This is a genomic window from Chryseobacterium endalhagicum (assembly GCF_016745235.1).
Classification (GTDB): Bacteria; Bacteroidota; Bacteroidia; order Flavobacteriales; family Weeksellaceae; genus Chryseobacterium; species Chryseobacterium endalhagicum.
In genome coordinates this window covers 1,450,809-1,467,571 of sequence record NZ_JAELVM010000001.1, presented here as the reverse complement: position 1 = coordinate 1,467,571, position 16,763 = coordinate 1,450,809, and the positions used below count along the sequence as shown (strand labels likewise).

The window sequence follows — 16,763 nt, the reverse complement described above, 5'->3', positions numbered from 1 at the left end:
AAGGGCGCTAGTTTATTCCAAGCTTTATGTTGTAAGACGCAAGGATTTTATCCGAGATAAAATTGATTGTGCCATAGCTCGCGACTTTCTTAAACATTTTTAATTCTTCGTTCTTAATTTTTCACTCTTCACTCTTCACTAAAATCTCACTCTCCTTTTCTCTTAGAAAGCATCCATTCATAGAGTTTCGGGTCGGAATAGGTGGAATCCCAGGAGTTGTGGTTATCATTGGGGAAGATGACCAATTCTGCTGATGGATTTACCGGATGTAATCTCTGATAAAAATTCAAAGCATTTTCAGGGAGTACAATATCATCCATTCCTCCGTGAAAAATTTTCATATTCAAATTTTTATACTGGTCAATATTGGCATACATAGTCATGTCTGTGGGAGCACATACGGACACTACTGAAGCAAACATTTCAGGATGTTCCATCGACAGTTTCAATGTTCCCCATCCTCCCATGGAAAGTCCTGTAAGGTGAATTCTGGAGGCATCAATTTTATATTTCTTCTGAATCTCTTTAATCAGATTATACACCGTGATGGTATCCCACCATGAATCTGCCGGACATTGCGGTGCCAGAATGGCTACAGGCTCCTTGATCAGATTTTTATACGTGAACGGGCTGTGGGCCTTTACCATTTCAAGATTATTTCCTCTTTCTCCGGAACCGTGCAGGAAGACGATCAACGGAACATTTCCTTTGGCCTTTTGCGGGTAATCCAGAATGTAAGACATTTTCTCAGTCCTTTTAATTTCTTTATTTAATTCTCCTTTTATTTCCTGGGCATTGATTTGTAGTGATAATGGCAGGAAAAAAAGAGGAAGGTATTTTAGTTTTAATTTCATATTAATGTATAGGTTTTGGCTAAAGCCGTTTGATGTCTCGTTTTTATTTAAACGGGCTAAAGCCCGTTTCTATTGAATATTAAATCATTAAAAATACATTTCCCTTATTTTTATAAACGGATTAAATTCTTTTCTATTGAATGAAAATCCTGTTGAAGATCATTAAAAACGCTGATTATTGAATTCCATATTTTTCAGACCGGAAGCTTAATTTTTTAAGTCCCTGCTGAATTTCAGGTGCGTTCATGAATAGTTTCCACAGAAATCCTGTTCTGTAGTTTTCAATCATCGGTGCTATGGTTCCCTGGTCTATGGCTAAATATCTTGGGGTAAACCAGTTGTTGTAATTCACTGAAGTGGCATCATAAGGACCTGCTGATCCAATGAATTCAGGTTTTTGGGTGTAAAGGAATCTCAGGAAAGCCATCGATTCTTTTGGGGTGTACGGAAAGCTGCTCAGCGCTGCTGTGGGAGTGATCACGCCATTGTCATTGGTTGGCATATGGGCTGTATATCCTGCACTTCCGTCTTCATTTCTTGTATATCCGGCTGTCAGTCCCCAGTAGTTCGGGCCGTAGCCTTTCCATTGTTTTGGGTTTTCAACGCAGTATTTGTAGTCGATAAGGACCTGATTTTTATTTAATTCGAAATAGTTTTTCACCAGCTTATCCGAAAGTCCCGTAGGATCCAGGCCGATGTAGGAATATTGTGACCAGAAAAGCGGTCCGCCGTATTCTTCGGCGTAATTGTGTTTTACGTACAGAGGAAGTCCGTATTTTGTTTTGTCTGTAAGATAGGTTCCGTTTCGGGTCCAGCCTTTATAATAGGTTTCTGCATCGATGGAATGGGTGGGTGATGAAGCGGCCAGGATGTAGGTGATCAGGCATTCGTTATACCCTTCCAGCGGAAAGTTCATTTCCCACTGATATTCCGGTGACCAGTGCCAGTAAAGGACTTTTTCACCGCCTTTTGTGTACCAGTTCCATTGAATTCCTTTCCAGAGTTCATCACATTTTGAAGCCAGGGCTTTTTCTTCGGCATTTCCGTTTTTAAAATATTCACGGACCATCAGAATTCCTGAAGTAAGAAATGCAGTTTCCACAAGATCTCCGCCATTATCTTTTTTCCCGAAAGGAACTGTTTTTCCTGTTTCTCCATTGATCCAGTGTGACCAGGCGCCTTTATGACGGTCTGCTTTTGCAAGAAAATCCATCATATGAGTGAGTCTTTTCACAGCTTCTTTTCTGGGGATAAATCCTCTTTCCACCCCTACCAGAAGTGTGGCCAATCCAAATCCTGATCCTCCTGTAGTTACTACATGTTTATCATTATCCGGATAGATATTGTCTTCGTGATAGCGCTCTCTTCCCAGCATTGATTTGGGTTCAGCATAATCCCAGAAATATTTTACAGCATCTTTCTGAACTCTGTCCATGAGCTGCTCGTCTGTGATATCACTTTTTACAGCTTCGGTTTGAACAACTTCCTGTTTGGGAGATTGGGAATTTTTGCAAGCGTATGCAAAGAATAGAGAGGTTACAGCAATTGATAATACGGTCCTTTTCATGAAATCTTTTTTACCTGGTTCTGCTAAAAGAAGAGGAGAACTTTCATTCTCCTCTAAAGTTTATGGTTAAATTTTAATATCCTGGGTTTTGGGTAAACAGTCCGTTACTTTGATCCATCGCATCTAAAGGAATCGGGAATAATTCATTCTTTCCAGACTTAAATCCGTAAGGAGCCAATACTGTTGCCGCCTCACCCGTTCTTACAAGGTCTACAAAACGATCCCCTTCTAAAGCCAGTTCTACTCTACGCTCATGCCATATTGCGGCACGCAATCCTGTCTGAGTGGTAGCTGTTGTTCCTAAAAGATCCGCTCTGTCTCTGACTTTATTAAGGTTCAATATTGCAGTGGCTGTATTCCCTAATTCATTGGCTGCTTCTGCATTAATCAGAAGAATTTCTGCAAAACGTAATATTCTGATGTTCTGAATAGATCCATACCCGCAAGCATTGTTATTAAGAGCCTTCGGTACATAGATTTTCTGATTATAGGTAGTCACCGACTGAGGGTCTCCCATTGCAATCAGATCTCCTTCCGGTGTGGTTTCGCCGTTTCTCAGAATAGTTAATTCTTTGCGGATATCTCCTGGCTCAAACGCATTTTCCAACGCTTGAGAAGGGGTAAAGAATCCCCAGCCGAATTGATTTCTTACTCCTTGAACCTCAGCATACTGACTTCCTCCAAACTGTGCTGAACACTGACAGTTCACCTCAAATACAGATTCTGTTCCAAATTCACCAGCTGGTCTGAATAAGTGATTGAAATCCGGATCCAGTCCATAGCCCATGCCCATCACCTGATTAGATGTATCATATGCTTTCTGCCAGTCCTTTTTATAAAGATACACCTTTGAAAGCAGTCCTAGTGCAGCTCCTTTCGTTACTCTTCCAAGATCTGCCGCACCATAGGTCTGTGGAAGAACAGCTGCAGCACTGGTAAGGTCTGAAATAATGAAGTTGTAAACTTCATCTACAGAATTACGCGGAATATTATAATTTGATTGAAGGCCATCAAATATAGGAACACCTCCGTAAATTCTTACAAGATTGAAATAGAAATATGCTCTTAACATTTTAGCTTCTGCAACCAATCTGTTTTTAAGCTCAGTATTCATTTCAATTGCCGGAACTTTGGAAATAACCTGGTTAGCTCTGTTTATAGCCTGCCACTGTCCAATCCAATATCCTCTTACCCCTTCGTTACTAACTGTGTAGGTAAAATTATCATATTCATTAATGAATGATGCATCTCCAGGGTTTGACCCTTTCACAACATCGTCCGCAGGCACACCGAAAACAAACTGGTATGGAAACGCTGAATTTTCCCAGCTTCTCAAAAAGCTATAAATAGCATTTGTTCCATTCATTGCATCCTGTTCTGTAGTAAAGAATGTAGATGCTTCAACTCTTCCCTCTTCTTTTATATCTAAAAAATCATCCTTGCAGCTAGCTAAAAGAGAAACTAATGCGATTGACAAAAATATTTTTTTCATAACTCTTCTAATTAAAATGTTAAACTCATACCGAATGTATAGATTGCCGAGATAGGATAGATATTATTATCAACTCCCATTTGCACTCTGTCCGTATTCATAATTTCAGGAGAGAAACCTTTGTACTTAAAACTAGTCCAAGGGTTCTGTGCACTTAAGTACAATCTTAGTTTAGTGATAGACATCGCACTGGTAAATGCTTTTGGCAGGTTGTATCCGATCTGGATATTTCTGATTCTGATATAGCTTCCGCTTTCCACATAGAAACTGCTTGGCAGGATAATAGCCTGGTCATTGGTAACCATTGAATAGGAATCAGAAGTACCTGCCCCATGCCACCTGTTGTTGTAAAAATCTAAATCCCAGTTTTCGTTTCCGAAACGCTGTTCACGGTTGTAGTTATATATTTTGTTACCGAATACTCCCTGGAAGTCAATGGCAAAATCAAAATCATAAATATTCATATTCACACCGAAGCCATAGGTTCCTTTAGGAATCGGACTTCCCAGGAATGTTTTATCTCTTGTATCAATAATCCCATTTCCATCCAGATCAGCAAATTTAAATGCTCCCGGTCGTGCCTGATTCTGTGTTGGTGATGCATCTACTTCTGCCTGATTCTGGAAAACTCCTGCAACCTGATAGCCATAATAAGAACCAACGGCCTGGCCTTCCTGAAGCCTTACAATAGAGTTACCAAATAAACTTGCACCGGTTTCTAAATAGGAACCACCATATACAGAAGTGATTTTATTTTTCAAGCCTGTAAAATTACCATAAGCTCCAATGCTAATATTATCATTGATTTTAGTATTATAATTTACAGATACTTCAAATCCTTTGTTATTGAAAGAATAAGCATTGGTAACATAATCACGCCAGTTGCTTGCTCCGGAAACCGTTCCCTGGAAAATTCCATATACAACATCTTTGGAATCCTTGCTGAAATAAGTAGCATCTATTTTCAGTTTATTGCTGAACATAGCCATTTCCAAACCTACATCACCACCTGATGTAGTTTCCCATCCAATAGTAGGGTCTATTATTTCGTCAATAGTTTCTGCCGGGTATCCTGTATTTCCATAATAGGCGCCCCCAGCAATACTTGAAACATTTAATGTATATTTTCTTTTTACGTTAGGATTTCCCAGTTTACCATAACTGGCTCTTAATTTTAAGAGATTAAACATATTCTGCTCGCTCATAAAATTTTCTTTAGATATTACCCAGCCTACACTTACTGCTGGAAATATCTTGGTTCTGTCATCCGCAGAGATTTGTGATGTTCCGTCTCTACGGATAGATGCATTCAGGAGGTATTTTCCTTTGTAATCATAATTCAATCTTCCGAAGAATGATTCAATACGGTATTGGTCCTGATCCAGGCTTACATCCGGTCTGTCAACATTATAAATTATTACGTCTGTACCATTGCTTATGCTTAAAGAGCCATTCGTTCCGTCATAACCTACGTTTTGTGCCTGGGCATACGTTTCTGTGTAGGAGTTTCTTGTTCTGGAAAAACCTGCCAGTATTTCTAAATTATGATTTCCTAAACTTTTCTTCCAGGTTAAGGTATTATCCCAAACATAGTTTCTGTCTCTGGAATCTCTTGTAATTAATTTTGTAACTTTCTGGTCTGCAGGAGGAACGTAAGTAAGTGTCGGCGAATATTCGTACTTGCTAGTATTAATATTATCCGATGTATAACTAACCCTTAAAGCAAAATCTTTCAGGAATTTGTATTCTCCCCAGATATTGTTCAGCAATCTTTCCTGTCTGGTCTGCGAGCGGAATAAATCCAACTTGGCTCTTGGGTTAGGAATGGAATATCCATTGAAAAACTGGTAATCTCCAGTTGCAGGATTCATCGTTGAAAATATCGGAGGAGCATTATACGCATCCAGCAATGGATTCTGTGCTGCATCAGTCCTCATTTTTGAAAATGAGAAATTATTTCCGATGGTAATATTGTCCGTAATTTTATAGGTAAGGTTTAGCTTGGTATTTAATCTGTTGAAACCGCTTCCTGAGTTGATTCCTCTTCCAGCAGCCAGATTACCTTCATCCTGCAGATTTCCGATACTTCCGTAATAATTCAGTTTTCCCAAATTACCGGAAACCGAAAAATCATTTGAATTGATAATACTCGTTCTGAAGATTTCTTTAAACCAATTGGTATCTGCCGGAAAGTTGGATCTGCTTAAGAATTTTGTAGGATCCGTTACATTTTCATTTCTCAGCTTTTCATTATATAATTCAATATACTGATCCGTATTAGCCATTTCCGGGATATTGGTTACTTTTTTAAAGCCAAGATAGGAATTAAAGTTAAAAACAGGTTTCTTTCCTCTTCCTGTTTTCGTCTTAATAATTACAGCTCCGTTGGATGCTCTGGCTCCATAAATGGCCAAACTCGAAGGATCTTTAAGAACACTCATGGATTCAATATCCTGAGGATTCAAAAAGGAGATATCATCGGTAATCATTCCATCTACGATAAATACCGTTTTACCGGTAAGTGATCCAACCCCTCTGATGTCTACTCTGGGTGAAGTTCCCGGAGCCCCGGAGTTCAAAATCTGAACACCGGATAACTTTCCCTGTATAGAACTTATTGGATTGGCATTGGGTTTGTCCGCAAGATCTTTTGCTGAAATGGTCCCGATACTACCGGTCACATTTTCCTTTTTCTGAGATCCATATCCTATCAGAACTACCTCCTCGATCTTCTGCTCTTTCACAGTAGTATCTTTTGGAGTAGTCTGTGCATTGACATTCATACCGAAGTATAAAACAGCAATGAGACATGAATACTTTAAATCACGTTGTTTCATATAGTTCAATTTTATTCGTACAATCAAATTTTAATAATGCCTTTGGTGGAGTTATTTAAATTCTCAAAAAAAGACATTAGTCAAAAGTATAAAAAAAAACGAACATTGTTAACATATCTTAAAAATTTAAAAAAAGCAAATAATTTTTAAACAGAAAACGAAATAAATCAGATTCAGATAACAAAATTTCATTATAAATATCAATATACAACAAAATACCGAATTGAAAAAGCGGCGTTTTCAACTGAAAAATCACCAAATCCGTCATGAGAATTTAATATTTTGTTAATAACACATATAGTGTTTACCTTTGGCGCAATATTTGAGAAAATAAGAAAAAAGATCAATGAAAAAATACATCATAGCAGCAGCATTATTAATCGGTACAGGAACTTTGGTTCTTACTACCGTACAATCCTGCCAGACCATGGCTACCTCGGACCTGGGCCTGTCCATCATTAAAAGAGTTTTATTAAACGGTATTGATAAAGGAATGGGCATCTACAGCAACAAAGAAGCCTTCCTTCAGAATAATATGGTGGATAAAGCCCTTCCAAAAGAGCTTAGAGACATCAATTCCACGCTGGAAAAGATCGCTCCTTCCCTCGTGGCTAAAGAGAGAGATTTTATTGCTCAGGCGGCAGCTTATACCGTTAATATCTCAAAACCTATTCTTCAGGGTGCTGTGAACAGCTTAAACGCGCAGGATGTTACCAGAATCATTCAGGGGACTACGGCTACGCAGATCTTAAAGGAAAAGACTTCCCAACAGCTGGTAGCGGCCATTGCCCCGAAGGTGGATGAGAAGCTGAATGAGTACGGTATTGCCAAAACCATCAACACCGCCCTTTCAGGAAATAATCTTCTGGGAAGTCTTCTTGGCGGCAGCAGTAATAATGTGAACACGGGCGGACTGAGCAAACTGGCCTCTGAACAACTGGTCAACGGGCTCTTCAATATCATCGAAGATTACGAGCACCAGAATTCAAAAGCACTGCTGGGACCGCTTGGAAAATAGGAAAATTTTCGCTATATTTATATATAATTTAACATAGGCAGATGGATATATTACAAGGAAATCAACATGCGAACCCGGAGGATTTTTATAACTCTCTGAAGGAAAAACTGGAAGGCCACCATGACTTTCCGGAAGATTATTTATTTAAATTTATCATTCCTACAGACCAGGCAAAACTTACAGAAATTTATAGAGTTTTTGACGGTATTAAATTTACCCTGGGAAACCGCGAAAGCAAAAACGGAAAATACACTGCGTGTAATATTGATGCATTCGTTCTGGATGCAGATCAGGTAGTGAATATTTATAAGGAAGTCGCCAAAATAGAAGGCGTTATTCTATTGTAAGAAAAAAGAAAAAGTCAGCTTCCGCTGACTTTTTTATTGGTATTATTTTTCAATAAAGAATTTTACATTTTCAATGGGTCTTCCCAGCATAGCCACCGATCCTTTGATGAGTATCGGTCTCTGGATCAGGGAAGGATTTTCAGACAGGATTTTGATCCATTCTTCTTCAGAATAATTTTTATCGGCATAGTGTTCCGTGTACAGCTTATCAGCTTTGCGGATCATATGAAATACGCTCTGATTCAGCTTTTTCAATACTGTTTTGATCTCCAGAATGCTCAGCGGATCTTCCATAATGTTGATGATCTCAAAAGGCACCCCATTCTCATCCAGATACTCCAGTACAGCATTGGATTTAGAGCAGTTTCCGTTATGTAAAACCTTAACCATCATAATATAATCTTTTAAAAAATTAAACTCCTTCCCTCAAATTTAGGAAGAAAAGAATTGAAAGCCGTCTTAAATTTTGATAAAAATTTGTTAAAACAAGCCGTTCAGCTCTGCTTCGATCTTTTCAAGGATAAATCCGAAATCTTCAGGCTTTTCCACAAAATCCAGATCATCTACCTCAATCACAAGAAGCTTTCCTTCTGTATAATCGGAGATCCATTTTTCGTATTTCTGGTTCAGTTTTGAAAGGTATTCGATGCTGATGGATGCTTCATACTCTCTTCCTCTTTTGTAGATCTTTTTCACCAGGTTCGGAACATCAGATTTTAAATAAATCAAAAGATCCGGTGCGGAAACAAATGATTTCATCAGGCCGAAAACTGAAATATAGTTATTGAAATCTCTGTCCGAAAGAAGTTTCATATCATTCAGGTTTTCTGCAAAAATGTGGGCATCTTCATAGATGGTACGGTCCTGGATAATATTTTTACCACTTTCCCTGATCTCTTTCACCTGTCTGAATCTGCTTCCCAGAAAGTAAATCTGCAGTGCAAAACTCCATTTGCTCATGTCTGCATAAAAATCTTCAAGATAAGGGTTATGGTCTACATCTTCAAACTGTGCATCCCATCCGTAATGCTTGGCAAGCATCGTGGTTAAAGTTGTTTTTCCGGCTCCAATATTTCCAGTAACAGCAATATGCATTCTCCTAAGTATTTTTTTAAATTAATCTGACTAAACTCCTACATTCTGAACTTTTCCTGCATCCTCCAGCAGCTTTTGTAAAGTATTATCCGGGGCTTTTTCTTCAGGCACCTTTTTATCTCCTTCCCCGTTCTTCACTTCTTCAATTGGCTTTTCAGAAGGTGGTTCCGTGGGTTTTGGCTGAGCTTCCGGCTCTGTCTGAAGTTTAGTTTCCTTTATTTTTTCAAGGCTGTAAAGATAGAGTTTGTTCGCTTTGATTTCAAAATAAGAAAGGATGTTTTTATCCACAATTTGTGCATCCGGATCTCCAAAAATTTTAACCATTCCTTTTTCCGGATCGTACCTGAAAATAGAATTGTCCGCAATCACTACAATCACTTCATTTTCCCTTCTGAATCTTTTCCCGTTTTCAAGCGGTGCTTCAAAGAGTTTTTCAAATTTCAGAGAATACACCCTGATATGTTTTCTGGTTAAAATATAGACTTTATTTTCAAAGACCAGCAGATCCATCAGATCATCAAAACTGGCATCAAAAGGATAAGAATTGATGGTGGTATTATTCCTGAAATTATACTGGATCAGGCGTTTTGTACTGTCATCCAGAAGCCATAGCTGCTGAAGATCTTCCGCATACGCCATTTTGATAAACCCGAATTTCTGCTTGAAATCAATCCGCTGGATTTCATTCATATTCTGGTCCACAAACTTCATTTCCTGGGCATTTTCTGAGAACAACGGAACGCTCAGGGGATTCTGAACCGTCTGCACTTTGTACGGAACGGTGAGCATCAGTTTTCCGAGCTGTTTTCCCAGGGAATCATATTTGGTCAGACTGAAGTCTTTGTTCTTATAGATATACAGATTTCCGTAATCGTCTGCGAGCATATCTTTAGCTTCCTTTAGCTTTAAAGTGTCTAATGGAAGGGATTTCTGGGCTGCAACCGTACAGAAAAAAAAGACGAATAGTATATTAATTAATCTCACAGTCTATTTTGGTAAAGATAACTTTCCTATGGATAACACCGGCAATTTACGCCGTTTTTATTTACACTTAAAATAATTAATTATTTAATCGATAGTTCATAGATTTTTACACTAAAAAAACCTTGCTTAGCATGGTGATTATTAAACACGAGGCTAAACAAGGAAATTGATTTTAATTTCTTAATCTAAGATAAACAAAGGCGTTTCAATTATTTACAAAATACAATGACTCCTTTGAGTTTTTGAAGATGACGTTATTTGATCTGAACTTCATAGATTTTCGGCCAGTTTTTACCGGTTACCAGCATATTGTCGCCTTTGAAAGCAATACCGTTCAATACGTCATCACTTCCTTTGGTATTCTGCCTGGCAATTTCCGTGAAATCAAAGGTTCCCACCACTTCTCCCGTTGCCGGATTGATCTTTAATACCACCGGTTTCTGCCATACGTTGGCATAGATAAATCCGTTGTGATATTCCAGCTCGTTCAGCTGGTCATAAATCTGTGAACTTCCTGCCACAGCGATGTATTTAATGAGTTTTGAAGGATCATTGGCATCAAGGAAATATAAAAGCTTGCTTCCGTCTGATGCAATCAGGCTTTTACCGTCATACGTCAGTCCCCAGCCTTCACCAAGAACATTCGGATAAGCAAATTCTGAAAGAAGTTTCAGAGAGCTTTTGTCATAAACATATCCTTTTTTGCTCTGCCAGGTCAGCTGGTATACTTTATCTCCTACAATTGTACTTCCTTCAGAGAAATCTTCCTGAGCCTGTTTGGTGGAAGCCAGCGGAGTGGTTGTTCCCAGGGTATATTTCAGGATCTGGGAAGAGCCGTTCTGCCCGTCACTTTCGTAAATGGTATTGCCTTCAATCTGGAAGCCCTGTACAAAGTTTTTCGGATCGTGCGGATATTCTGCAATGATCTGGTATGCTATATTTTTTTCAGGATTTTTTGCAAATACGTTGATGGTTGCATCCTGATTTAATACTTTTCCTCCTTTTGTTTTGATATTAAAGGTAACGGCATTGTCGCCTAATGTGAAGAATTTGGGATCAACCGTTAAGCTGGAAGTTTCCTTATCTCCAAAGCTGATGCTGATGCTTTCTGCATTTTCCGTCACCTCTTTCGGCAGCTCAAGTTTATCCCCGAAGTGATAGCCTTTTTCCACCATGGAATTATTATATTCGTTCAGCGTGTTCAGGATCTTTTCATCTTTATTACAAGACGCCAGCATCAGAACGATTGCCAAACCCAGTATGATATTCTTTTTCATTGAATTTCTAAATATTTCCCCAAAAATAGCAAATTTTATTCCGTATTGCCAATATTATCGACAGGTTGACCAAATTGTAATATATAACCGTTGTTGTCATAGATCGCAAACTCCCGCATTTCCCATTCAAAAGTCTCAATTTCATAGCAGATTTTGGCTTTTGTCTTCAGGTCTTCCCATAGCTCATCCACATCATCTATATTAAAGTAAAATGAACCTGTAAAGCCTATTCCATTGGGTTTTTCATAGTCATTCTGCGAAAGCATGATCTGTACATCGTCTTTACGGATGGAAGCCCACTGCCATTCATCATTTCTTCCCATCAAAGTAAAGCCGAGGATCTGCGTATAAAATCCTATAGTATCGTCTAAATGATCCGTCCACAATATGGGACGAAGTGCTGTAAATGTCATATTTTTCCGGATTCAAAAGTGTTTCTGCTGATTTTCATATTGAGTGAAAGCCATAATTCGTTATCAATGCTCACTTCACTCATCACATCCGGATCCATCTCGAAACCTACTTTTCGGTAGCATTCGATCGCTCCGGTATTCCAGTCGTATACATTAAGCTCTGCCGTTTCCCTGTCGAAATGACTGAAACCATATTGCATCAATTCCTGTACAATCTTCTTTCCATAGCCCTTTCCCCGGTTGTTTTCGTCCCAGATGAGGATTCTTCCGAGCAGGAATGTATGTTCTTTTAAAAAGATCTGCGCATGCCCGATGGTGTTTTGTTCTGTTCTGTCAAAAACTTTGAACATAAACCTGTTTTCATGATCCAGATCCTGTTCCAGCTGCTCTTTGGTCAGCGGAAAATGGTAAGCAGGCCCTGCAAACTGAAGAAGCATTCTTTTATCTTTTATTTTGGAGATCAGTTCCTCCTGATCTTTTCGGGTAAAAGGCAGCAGTTCTATCATCGTATTTATTTTTCCAGATATTCTTTTAAACTCTGTCCGATAATTCCATTCCAGCCTTCTGTGAAACTTTCTTTTGAAAAATTTTCACCTAAACCGTCGAACCCTTCTGTATTTTCATGCGTCAGGGTCAGCAGAGTTCCTGTATCTTCTTCCTGCAACTCCCATGTTACTGTGGTTACAGCCTCCGAAAGCTCGGGATAAGCCCAGGTGTGCTTTAATTTCCGGTTAGGAATAATTTCCAGAATCTTACATTGATGGTGGTACTTTTTGGCTTCACCGGGTTCATAGAAATTAAATTCCTTTCCGGTTTCCAACACAAAATCCTGGATATCAAAATACCAGGATTTCATTTCATTTTTATCGGTCAGCGCATTCCAGACTTTTTCAGCCGGAGCGTTGATTTTGTACTGAACAGTGATGGGTGTATTCATAGTTTCAGATTTAATTTTGCAGTTTTAACTGTGGGAGAATCCCGTGATCTTCGCTTCGTCAAAATCCAGCTGCATTTCAATGGTTCTCATCACATGATCATCAAATATTTTCTCCTTTTTCATCCGGTGCAGCTCATTTCTCTGAGCCTGGATGATCTGGCGGAGGACATCTTTATTTTCATTGATTGCATTCACATAATCTCCCGTGGAAGCCATACACTGGGCTTTATCTGCCATCAGCATCATTTCGGTTTCCAGTTTATGTTTCTGATGACGTACCAATGTATTCGTTACAGCAAGCTCGGAAAAATCATTTTCCATTTTGTGCAGTGCAGTTTCTTTAAGCTTACGCATCAGGATGACTTCCTGTTTCTCCTCAGGCAGCTCGCTTCCAGCATCATCTATTTTTAACCACTTCAGGATCGGAGTCAGGAGAAGTCCCTGTCCTACCAGCGTGATCAATATGATGACGAAAGTTACGAATAAAATGATATTACGGTGCGGAAAAGCTTCTCCATTCGGTAAAAATGCAGGAATAGAAAGGGCTGCTGCCAGTGAAACCACGCCTCTCATCGCCGCAAAACTAATAATGAAAGGTTCCCGCCAGTCCGGTTTCGGAATTTTTAATCTTAATTCTTTAGAGCAGAGTCTTGGGAAATACATGACGGCATAACTGTACAGCAATCGGGTGAGAATAATGGCACCACCAATCACTACACTGTAGAAAATTCCTTCTGAAATGGTATAATCTTTCATCGCTGCAACCACTATCGGCAGTTCCAATCCTATGAGGATAAAAATAATGGTATTCATCAGGAATATGAGCACACTCCAGACATTTCCGGACTGTATCCTCGAGGTATGGCTTAAATAACAGTGTGAGTTATAAGACATGAGAAGACCTCCCGCTACTACTGCCAGAACTCCTGAAAAATGGAAATGCTCTGCGCCCACGTACATGATGTAGGGAACGATCAGCGTAATAACGGTATCTATATTCGAATTAGAAGGAATAATTCTTAACAAAGCTCCAAATAAAAGCCCTGTAGCAACACCGATCACTACTCCACCTACAGCCATCATAAAGAAATCCTGAATAGCATCTCTCCAGATAAACTGTCCGGAAATCACCGCAGCTAAAGCAAATTTAAATACAATTAAACTGGATGCATCGTTGATCAGACTTTCGCCTTCCAGAATACTGGTGATCTTTTTAGGAATTTTCATATGCTTCAGCACTGATGTTGCAGCCACTGCATCCGGTGGAGAATTCACGCCTCCCAACAGGAATCCCATCGCAACGGTAAGTCCCGGAATAATGGAAGAGGAAAGATAGGCCACGACCACTGAAGTCAGGAATACAAGCCCGAAAGCCATGGAAAAGATCTGTTTTCTCCACTTATGAAAATCCTGCCATGAGGTAAACCATGCGGCTTCAAACAGAATGGGAGGAAGAAAAATAAGGAATACGAGATCCGGCTCTATTTCAATATGCGGCATTCCCGGAATAAGGCTGATCAGAAGACCGGCAATCACGAGGAAGATGGGATAAGCTACTTTCAGCTTTTGCCCTATCATCACCAATATCATCACAGACAGCAGGACTGCAATGGATATTATAACATAACTGTGAATCATTTTGAGTTGTTTTTTAAGTTGTTTTTTGAGTTTGGTTAAGCTTAAGGTGTTAACTTTCAGATAAACTGAACCTTTTTTATTGTTTATCGCGAGGTATTCATTCTATATTGAACAGCATTCAATTTTGTCGGAGATAAAATATTAGCGTCTTAAAACATATTTTTGTCATATAATTTCCGTCTTTGCGATATTCCAACTATAAAACAGTTTTTTGGCGGCTTGTCTTTATAGAAGATATTTAAACCTTTTGTTGGTTTATCGCGAAGGCGCGAAGGTTTTTAAATATTGGAGTGTTTTTAAGGCGCAAGAAAATCAAAGATTTTCAGCTATGCTTTTTGCTCTCTTACCTTTAGAATTTTTGCTTTTTTAAACCTTATAGGTTTTTGGAAACCTATAAGGTTTGGATTTTTCTCTAAAGAACAGCTCCTTTACCTTTACCTTTACCTTTACCTTTACCTTTACCTTTACCTTTAAAGTACAATATTGTTCTTTGGAGTAATGGCTGGCGGAAGATTGGATTCATCCAGCATATCTCTCATATCAATCTCTATGGTACGGCTGATCTGGGTGATCGGCACGTCATTCGGGCTTCCTTCAAAAGGGTTTACAGAAGCTTCTCCTACACTGTCCAGCGTATGAAAACACCAGGTTACCATCAGTGAAAACGGAATATTAAACCATATGGTCCAGCCTTCCAGAATAGTTCCTTCTCCTAATTTATCCAGCTCTTTCAATAATCCAAACGGCACGAAAAGGATAAACAGCAGCAAAAGATATGTTGTGATGGAAGAGAAATTTCTCGGATACGGAAAATTCTTGATTCTTTCCGCTTTCCCCTGGTTGTCTGTGAACTTCACCAGCTGCTGGTTGATCTGCGTCCACTGAAAATCATTGATCTCACCGCTGGCATAAGCTTCGGACAATTCTTTGCTCTGGCCGGCCATCAGCTGTGTAGCCCTGTTTTTTTTTGTTAAGATATACTGAAGTTCGGTTTCGGAAAGATAGTTTTTCAGCTCATCATCCAGCTTAGTCATTCTCTCCGGGATATCATATTTTTTGGCATATTCGTCATACTGCGCGGTTCCCATATTCTCCCAGGTTCTGGGCTCCCGAAGCTGAAAACGTAGGGCCGTAAGCCATGCATAATGACGGCTGAACATCTCTTTTACTTTTTTCGGGTCTTTATGGGAAAGGGCATCTCTCAGAATATAGCCAAAACTACGGCTGTCGTTGATGATGGCACCATAAATCTGCCTGGCTTCCCAAAGTCTGCTGTAGCTCGCATTGTTTTTAAAACCTACAATAAATGCGACGGCTGTTCCCAAAATAGCGATCGGCTGCCACGGAACGGAAATAAATGTCCAGCCTGAACAGTATAAAACTGTAGGTATTGCCGCCAGTATCGTTAAAACATAGATACTGCGTCTTGTCCATGTGGCGAACTCTAGCGCGCCAAATCTTTTCCCTGAATGCATATGTGTTTATTTGTTTTTTGGTCTGTTGATTCTATTTTCTAAACTAACAGTTTTTTTCTTCATCATGGCATCCGGCAAGGACTGTCAATATTAATTTTTGTTAAATGGAATATTATTATAAAACCCGATCTGGATCTGCCCGCGGTTTCTGTTTTCCTGAATCTGGTTCATATAGCCCGCTTCTATCCGCATATTTTTATTGATCACATATCCCAAAGCTCCGTACACCCTGTTCCTGTCGAAAACCGGACTGTCAAAATGCAGGAAAATCTCATTGTATACCGAAGCATACAGGGATTTCGGAAGCATTTCTTTATGGGTAATCGGTATATTCAGGCCGATCATATAGCGGAACCTCATTCTGAAATCATCCTGCAGAAAACGTTCTTCCAAACGGTATCTGTGCTGCAGATTAAAACGTCCGAACTTCTGCTTGGTAATAAACTGCTGGAAGATCCTGTGTTCTATATTCTCTTTTTTTTCACCATTCACATAAGGCTGGCTTAAAATAAAACCGTAGCCCAGCAAAACATTATTATTGTTTTCGGTAAGGTCATATCCGATTCCGGTACGGATGAGTAACTGTTCCAGGTCTCCTACTGCATCAAAATTCCGGTACTGGATTTCATTGTGCCAGTTCAGCTTTTTGCTGATTTTATTATTCCCGAAATACATATACCAGGCTCCCAGATCATTCTTCTGCGCAAACGCGGTTACAGAACCCAGACTCAATACTGTAAATACCAGCTTCGTAAAGACCTTTCTCATATTATTCAATTACTATTATCTATCGTGCAGAACAAAATTAATAATTTAAATCAATAATTGC

Annotated in this window: 16 protein-coding genes; 2 read left to right on the top strand and 14 right to left on the bottom strand. The window is 39.3% G+C overall.

Features of this window, described 5'->3' with window-relative positions; all coding sequences use genetic code 11:
- Positions 1–146: 146 nt before the first annotated feature.
- The 4 genes from JET18_RS06380 to JET18_RS06365 all read right to left on the bottom strand — a co-directional run bounded on the left by JET18_RS06380 (position 147) and on the right by JET18_RS06365 (position 6,750).
- Positions 147–854: a carboxylesterase family protein gene (locus tag JET18_RS06380; RefSeq protein ID WP_202089776.1), complete on the bottom strand. Its 708-nt coding sequence runs from the start codon at positions 852–854 to the stop codon at positions 147–149.
- A gap of 175 nt (positions 855–1,029) precedes the next feature.
- Positions 1,030–2,421, bottom strand: a complete 1,392-nt coding sequence (locus JET18_RS06375) for a glucoamylase family protein (protein WP_202089774.1) — start codon at positions 2,419–2,421, stop codon at positions 1,030–1,032.
- A gap of 73 nt (positions 2,422–2,494) precedes the next feature.
- Positions 2,495–3,913: a RagB/SusD family nutrient uptake outer membrane protein gene (locus JET18_RS06370; RefSeq protein ID WP_202089772.1), complete on the bottom strand. Its 1,419-nt coding sequence runs from the start codon at positions 3,911–3,913 to the stop codon at positions 2,495–2,497.
- 11 nt (positions 3,914–3,924) lie between these two features.
- On the bottom strand, positions 3,925–6,750 hold the full coding sequence (locus tag JET18_RS06365) for a SusC/RagA family TonB-linked outer membrane protein (RefSeq protein ID WP_202089771.1): 2,826 nt from the start codon (positions 6,748–6,750) through the stop codon (positions 3,925–3,927).
- A gap of 346 nt (positions 6,751–7,096) precedes the next feature.
- Between JET18_RS06365 and JET18_RS06360 the strand changes: the two genes are divergently transcribed.
- Together JET18_RS06360 and JET18_RS06355 are read left to right on the top strand one after the other, a co-directional pair.
- Entirely contained in the window at positions 7,097–7,768 is a 672-nt protein-coding gene (locus tag JET18_RS06360) for a DUF4197 family protein (protein WP_202089768.1), read from the top strand.
- A 41-nt stretch (positions 7,769–7,809) separates the two neighbouring features.
- The gene (locus JET18_RS06355) at positions 7,810–8,115 is read left to right on the top strand and encodes a DUF493 family protein (RefSeq protein WP_202089767.1); all 306 of its coding nucleotides are present in this window, start codon (positions 7,810–7,812) and stop codon (positions 8,113–8,115) included.
- Positions 8,116–8,157: 42 nt separating this feature from the next.
- Here JET18_RS06355 and JET18_RS06350 read toward each other — a convergent pair whose 3' ends face one another.
- From JET18_RS06350 to JET18_RS06305, 10 genes are all read right to left on the bottom strand, one after another.
- Complete coding sequence (locus tag JET18_RS06350) at positions 8,158–8,508, bottom strand: ArsC/Spx/MgsR family protein (RefSeq protein ID WP_202089766.1); 351 nt, start codon at positions 8,506–8,508, stop codon at positions 8,158–8,160.
- Between the two features lie 87 nt (positions 8,509–8,595).
- A complete protein-coding gene (locus JET18_RS06345) occupies positions 8,596–9,210 on the bottom strand; it encodes a deoxynucleoside kinase (RefSeq protein ID WP_048506618.1) in 615 nt (204 codons plus the stop codon).
- 30 nt (positions 9,211–9,240) lie between these two features.
- Positions 9,241–10,194, bottom strand: a complete 954-nt coding sequence (locus JET18_RS06340; RefSeq protein ID WP_202089765.1) for a hypothetical protein — start codon at positions 10,192–10,194, stop codon at positions 9,241–9,243.
- A 254-nt stretch (positions 10,195–10,448) separates the two neighbouring features.
- Positions 10,449–11,471 carry a glutaminyl-peptide cyclotransferase gene (locus tag JET18_RS06335; RefSeq protein WP_202089764.1) on the bottom strand — a complete coding sequence of 341 codons (1,023 nt, stop codon included), beginning with the start codon at positions 11,469–11,471 and terminating at the stop codon, positions 10,449–10,451.
- A 35-nt stretch (positions 11,472–11,506) separates the two neighbouring features.
- Positions 11,507–11,884 (bottom strand): VOC family protein, encoded by a 378-nt coding sequence (locus JET18_RS06330; protein ID WP_202089763.1) that lies wholly within the window; start codon positions 11,882–11,884, stop codon positions 11,507–11,509.
- On the bottom strand, positions 11,881–12,390 hold the full coding sequence (locus JET18_RS06325; RefSeq protein WP_202089762.1) for a GNAT family N-acetyltransferase: 510 nt from the start codon (positions 12,388–12,390) through the stop codon (positions 11,881–11,883). Before JET18_RS06325 ends, JET18_RS06330 begins: the two co-directional genes overlap by 4 nt.
- Before the next feature lie 5 nt (positions 12,391–12,395).
- Entirely contained in the window at positions 12,396–12,821 is a 426-nt protein-coding gene (locus tag JET18_RS06320; protein WP_202089761.1) for an SRPBCC family protein, read from the bottom strand.
- A gap of 24 nt (positions 12,822–12,845) precedes the next feature.
- Entirely contained in the window at positions 12,846–14,459 is a 1,614-nt protein-coding gene (locus JET18_RS06315) for a Na+/H+ antiporter (protein WP_202089760.1), read from the bottom strand.
- Between the two features lie 470 nt (positions 14,460–14,929).
- On the bottom strand, positions 14,930–15,934 hold the full coding sequence (locus tag JET18_RS06310) for a bestrophin family protein (protein WP_202089759.1): 1,005 nt from the start codon (positions 15,932–15,934) through the stop codon (positions 14,930–14,932).
- A 90-nt stretch (positions 15,935–16,024) separates the two neighbouring features.
- Entirely contained in the window at positions 16,025–16,702 is a 678-nt protein-coding gene (locus tag JET18_RS06305) for a DUF2490 domain-containing protein (RefSeq protein WP_202089758.1), read from the bottom strand.
- Positions 16,703–16,763 lie beyond the last annotated feature (61 nt).

Bases quoted from the DNA above. Each gene is read 5' to 3' on its own strand.
- JET18_RS06325 (WP_202089762.1), bottom strand. From the start codon at position 12,390: ATGATAGAACTGCTGCCTTTTACCCGAAAAGATCAGGAGGAACTGATC.
- JET18_RS06365 (WP_202089771.1), bottom strand. From the start codon at position 6,750: ATGAAACAACGTGATTTAAAGTATTCATGTCTCATTGCTGTTTTATAC.
- JET18_RS06380 (WP_202089776.1), bottom strand. From the start codon at position 854: ATGAAATTAAAACTAAAATACCTTCCTCTTTTTTTCCTGCCATTATCA.
- JET18_RS06310 (WP_202089759.1), bottom strand. From the start codon at position 15,934: ATGCATTCAGGGAAAAGATTTGGCGCGCTAGAGTTCGCCACATGGACA.
- JET18_RS06330 (WP_202089763.1), bottom strand. From the start codon at position 11,884: ATGACATTTACAGCACTTCGTCCCATATTGTGGACGGATCATTTAGAC.
- JET18_RS06370 (WP_202089772.1), bottom strand. From the start codon at position 3,913: ATGAAAAAAATATTTTTGTCAATCGCATTAGTTTCTCTTTTAGCTAGC.
- JET18_RS06305 (WP_202089758.1), bottom strand. From the start codon at position 16,702: ATGAGAAAGGTCTTTACGAAGCTGGTATTTACAGTATTGAGTCTGGGT.
- JET18_RS06375 (WP_202089774.1), bottom strand. From the start codon at position 2,421: ATGAAAAGGACCGTATTATCAATTGCTGTAACCTCTCTATTCTTTGCA.
- JET18_RS06355 (WP_202089767.1), top strand. From the start codon at position 7,810: ATGGATATATTACAAGGAAATCAACATGCGAACCCGGAGGATTTTTAT.
- JET18_RS06335 (WP_202089764.1), bottom strand. From the start codon at position 11,471: ATGAAAAAGAATATCATACTGGGTTTGGCAATCGTTCTGATGCTGGCG.
- JET18_RS06350 (WP_202089766.1), bottom strand. From the start codon at position 8,508: ATGATGGTTAAGGTTTTACATAACGGAAACTGCTCTAAATCCAATGCT.
- JET18_RS06320 (WP_202089761.1), bottom strand. From the start codon at position 12,821: ATGAATACACCCATCACTGTTCAGTACAAAATCAACGCTCCGGCTGAA.
- JET18_RS06360 (WP_202089768.1), top strand. From the start codon at position 7,097: ATGAAAAAATACATCATAGCAGCAGCATTATTAATCGGTACAGGAACT.
- JET18_RS06315 (WP_202089760.1), bottom strand. From the start codon at position 14,459: ATGATTCACAGTTATGTTATAATATCCATTGCAGTCCTGCTGTCTGTG.
- JET18_RS06345 (WP_048506618.1), bottom strand. From the start codon at position 9,210: ATGCATATTGCTGTTACTGGAAATATTGGAGCCGGAAAAACAACTTTA.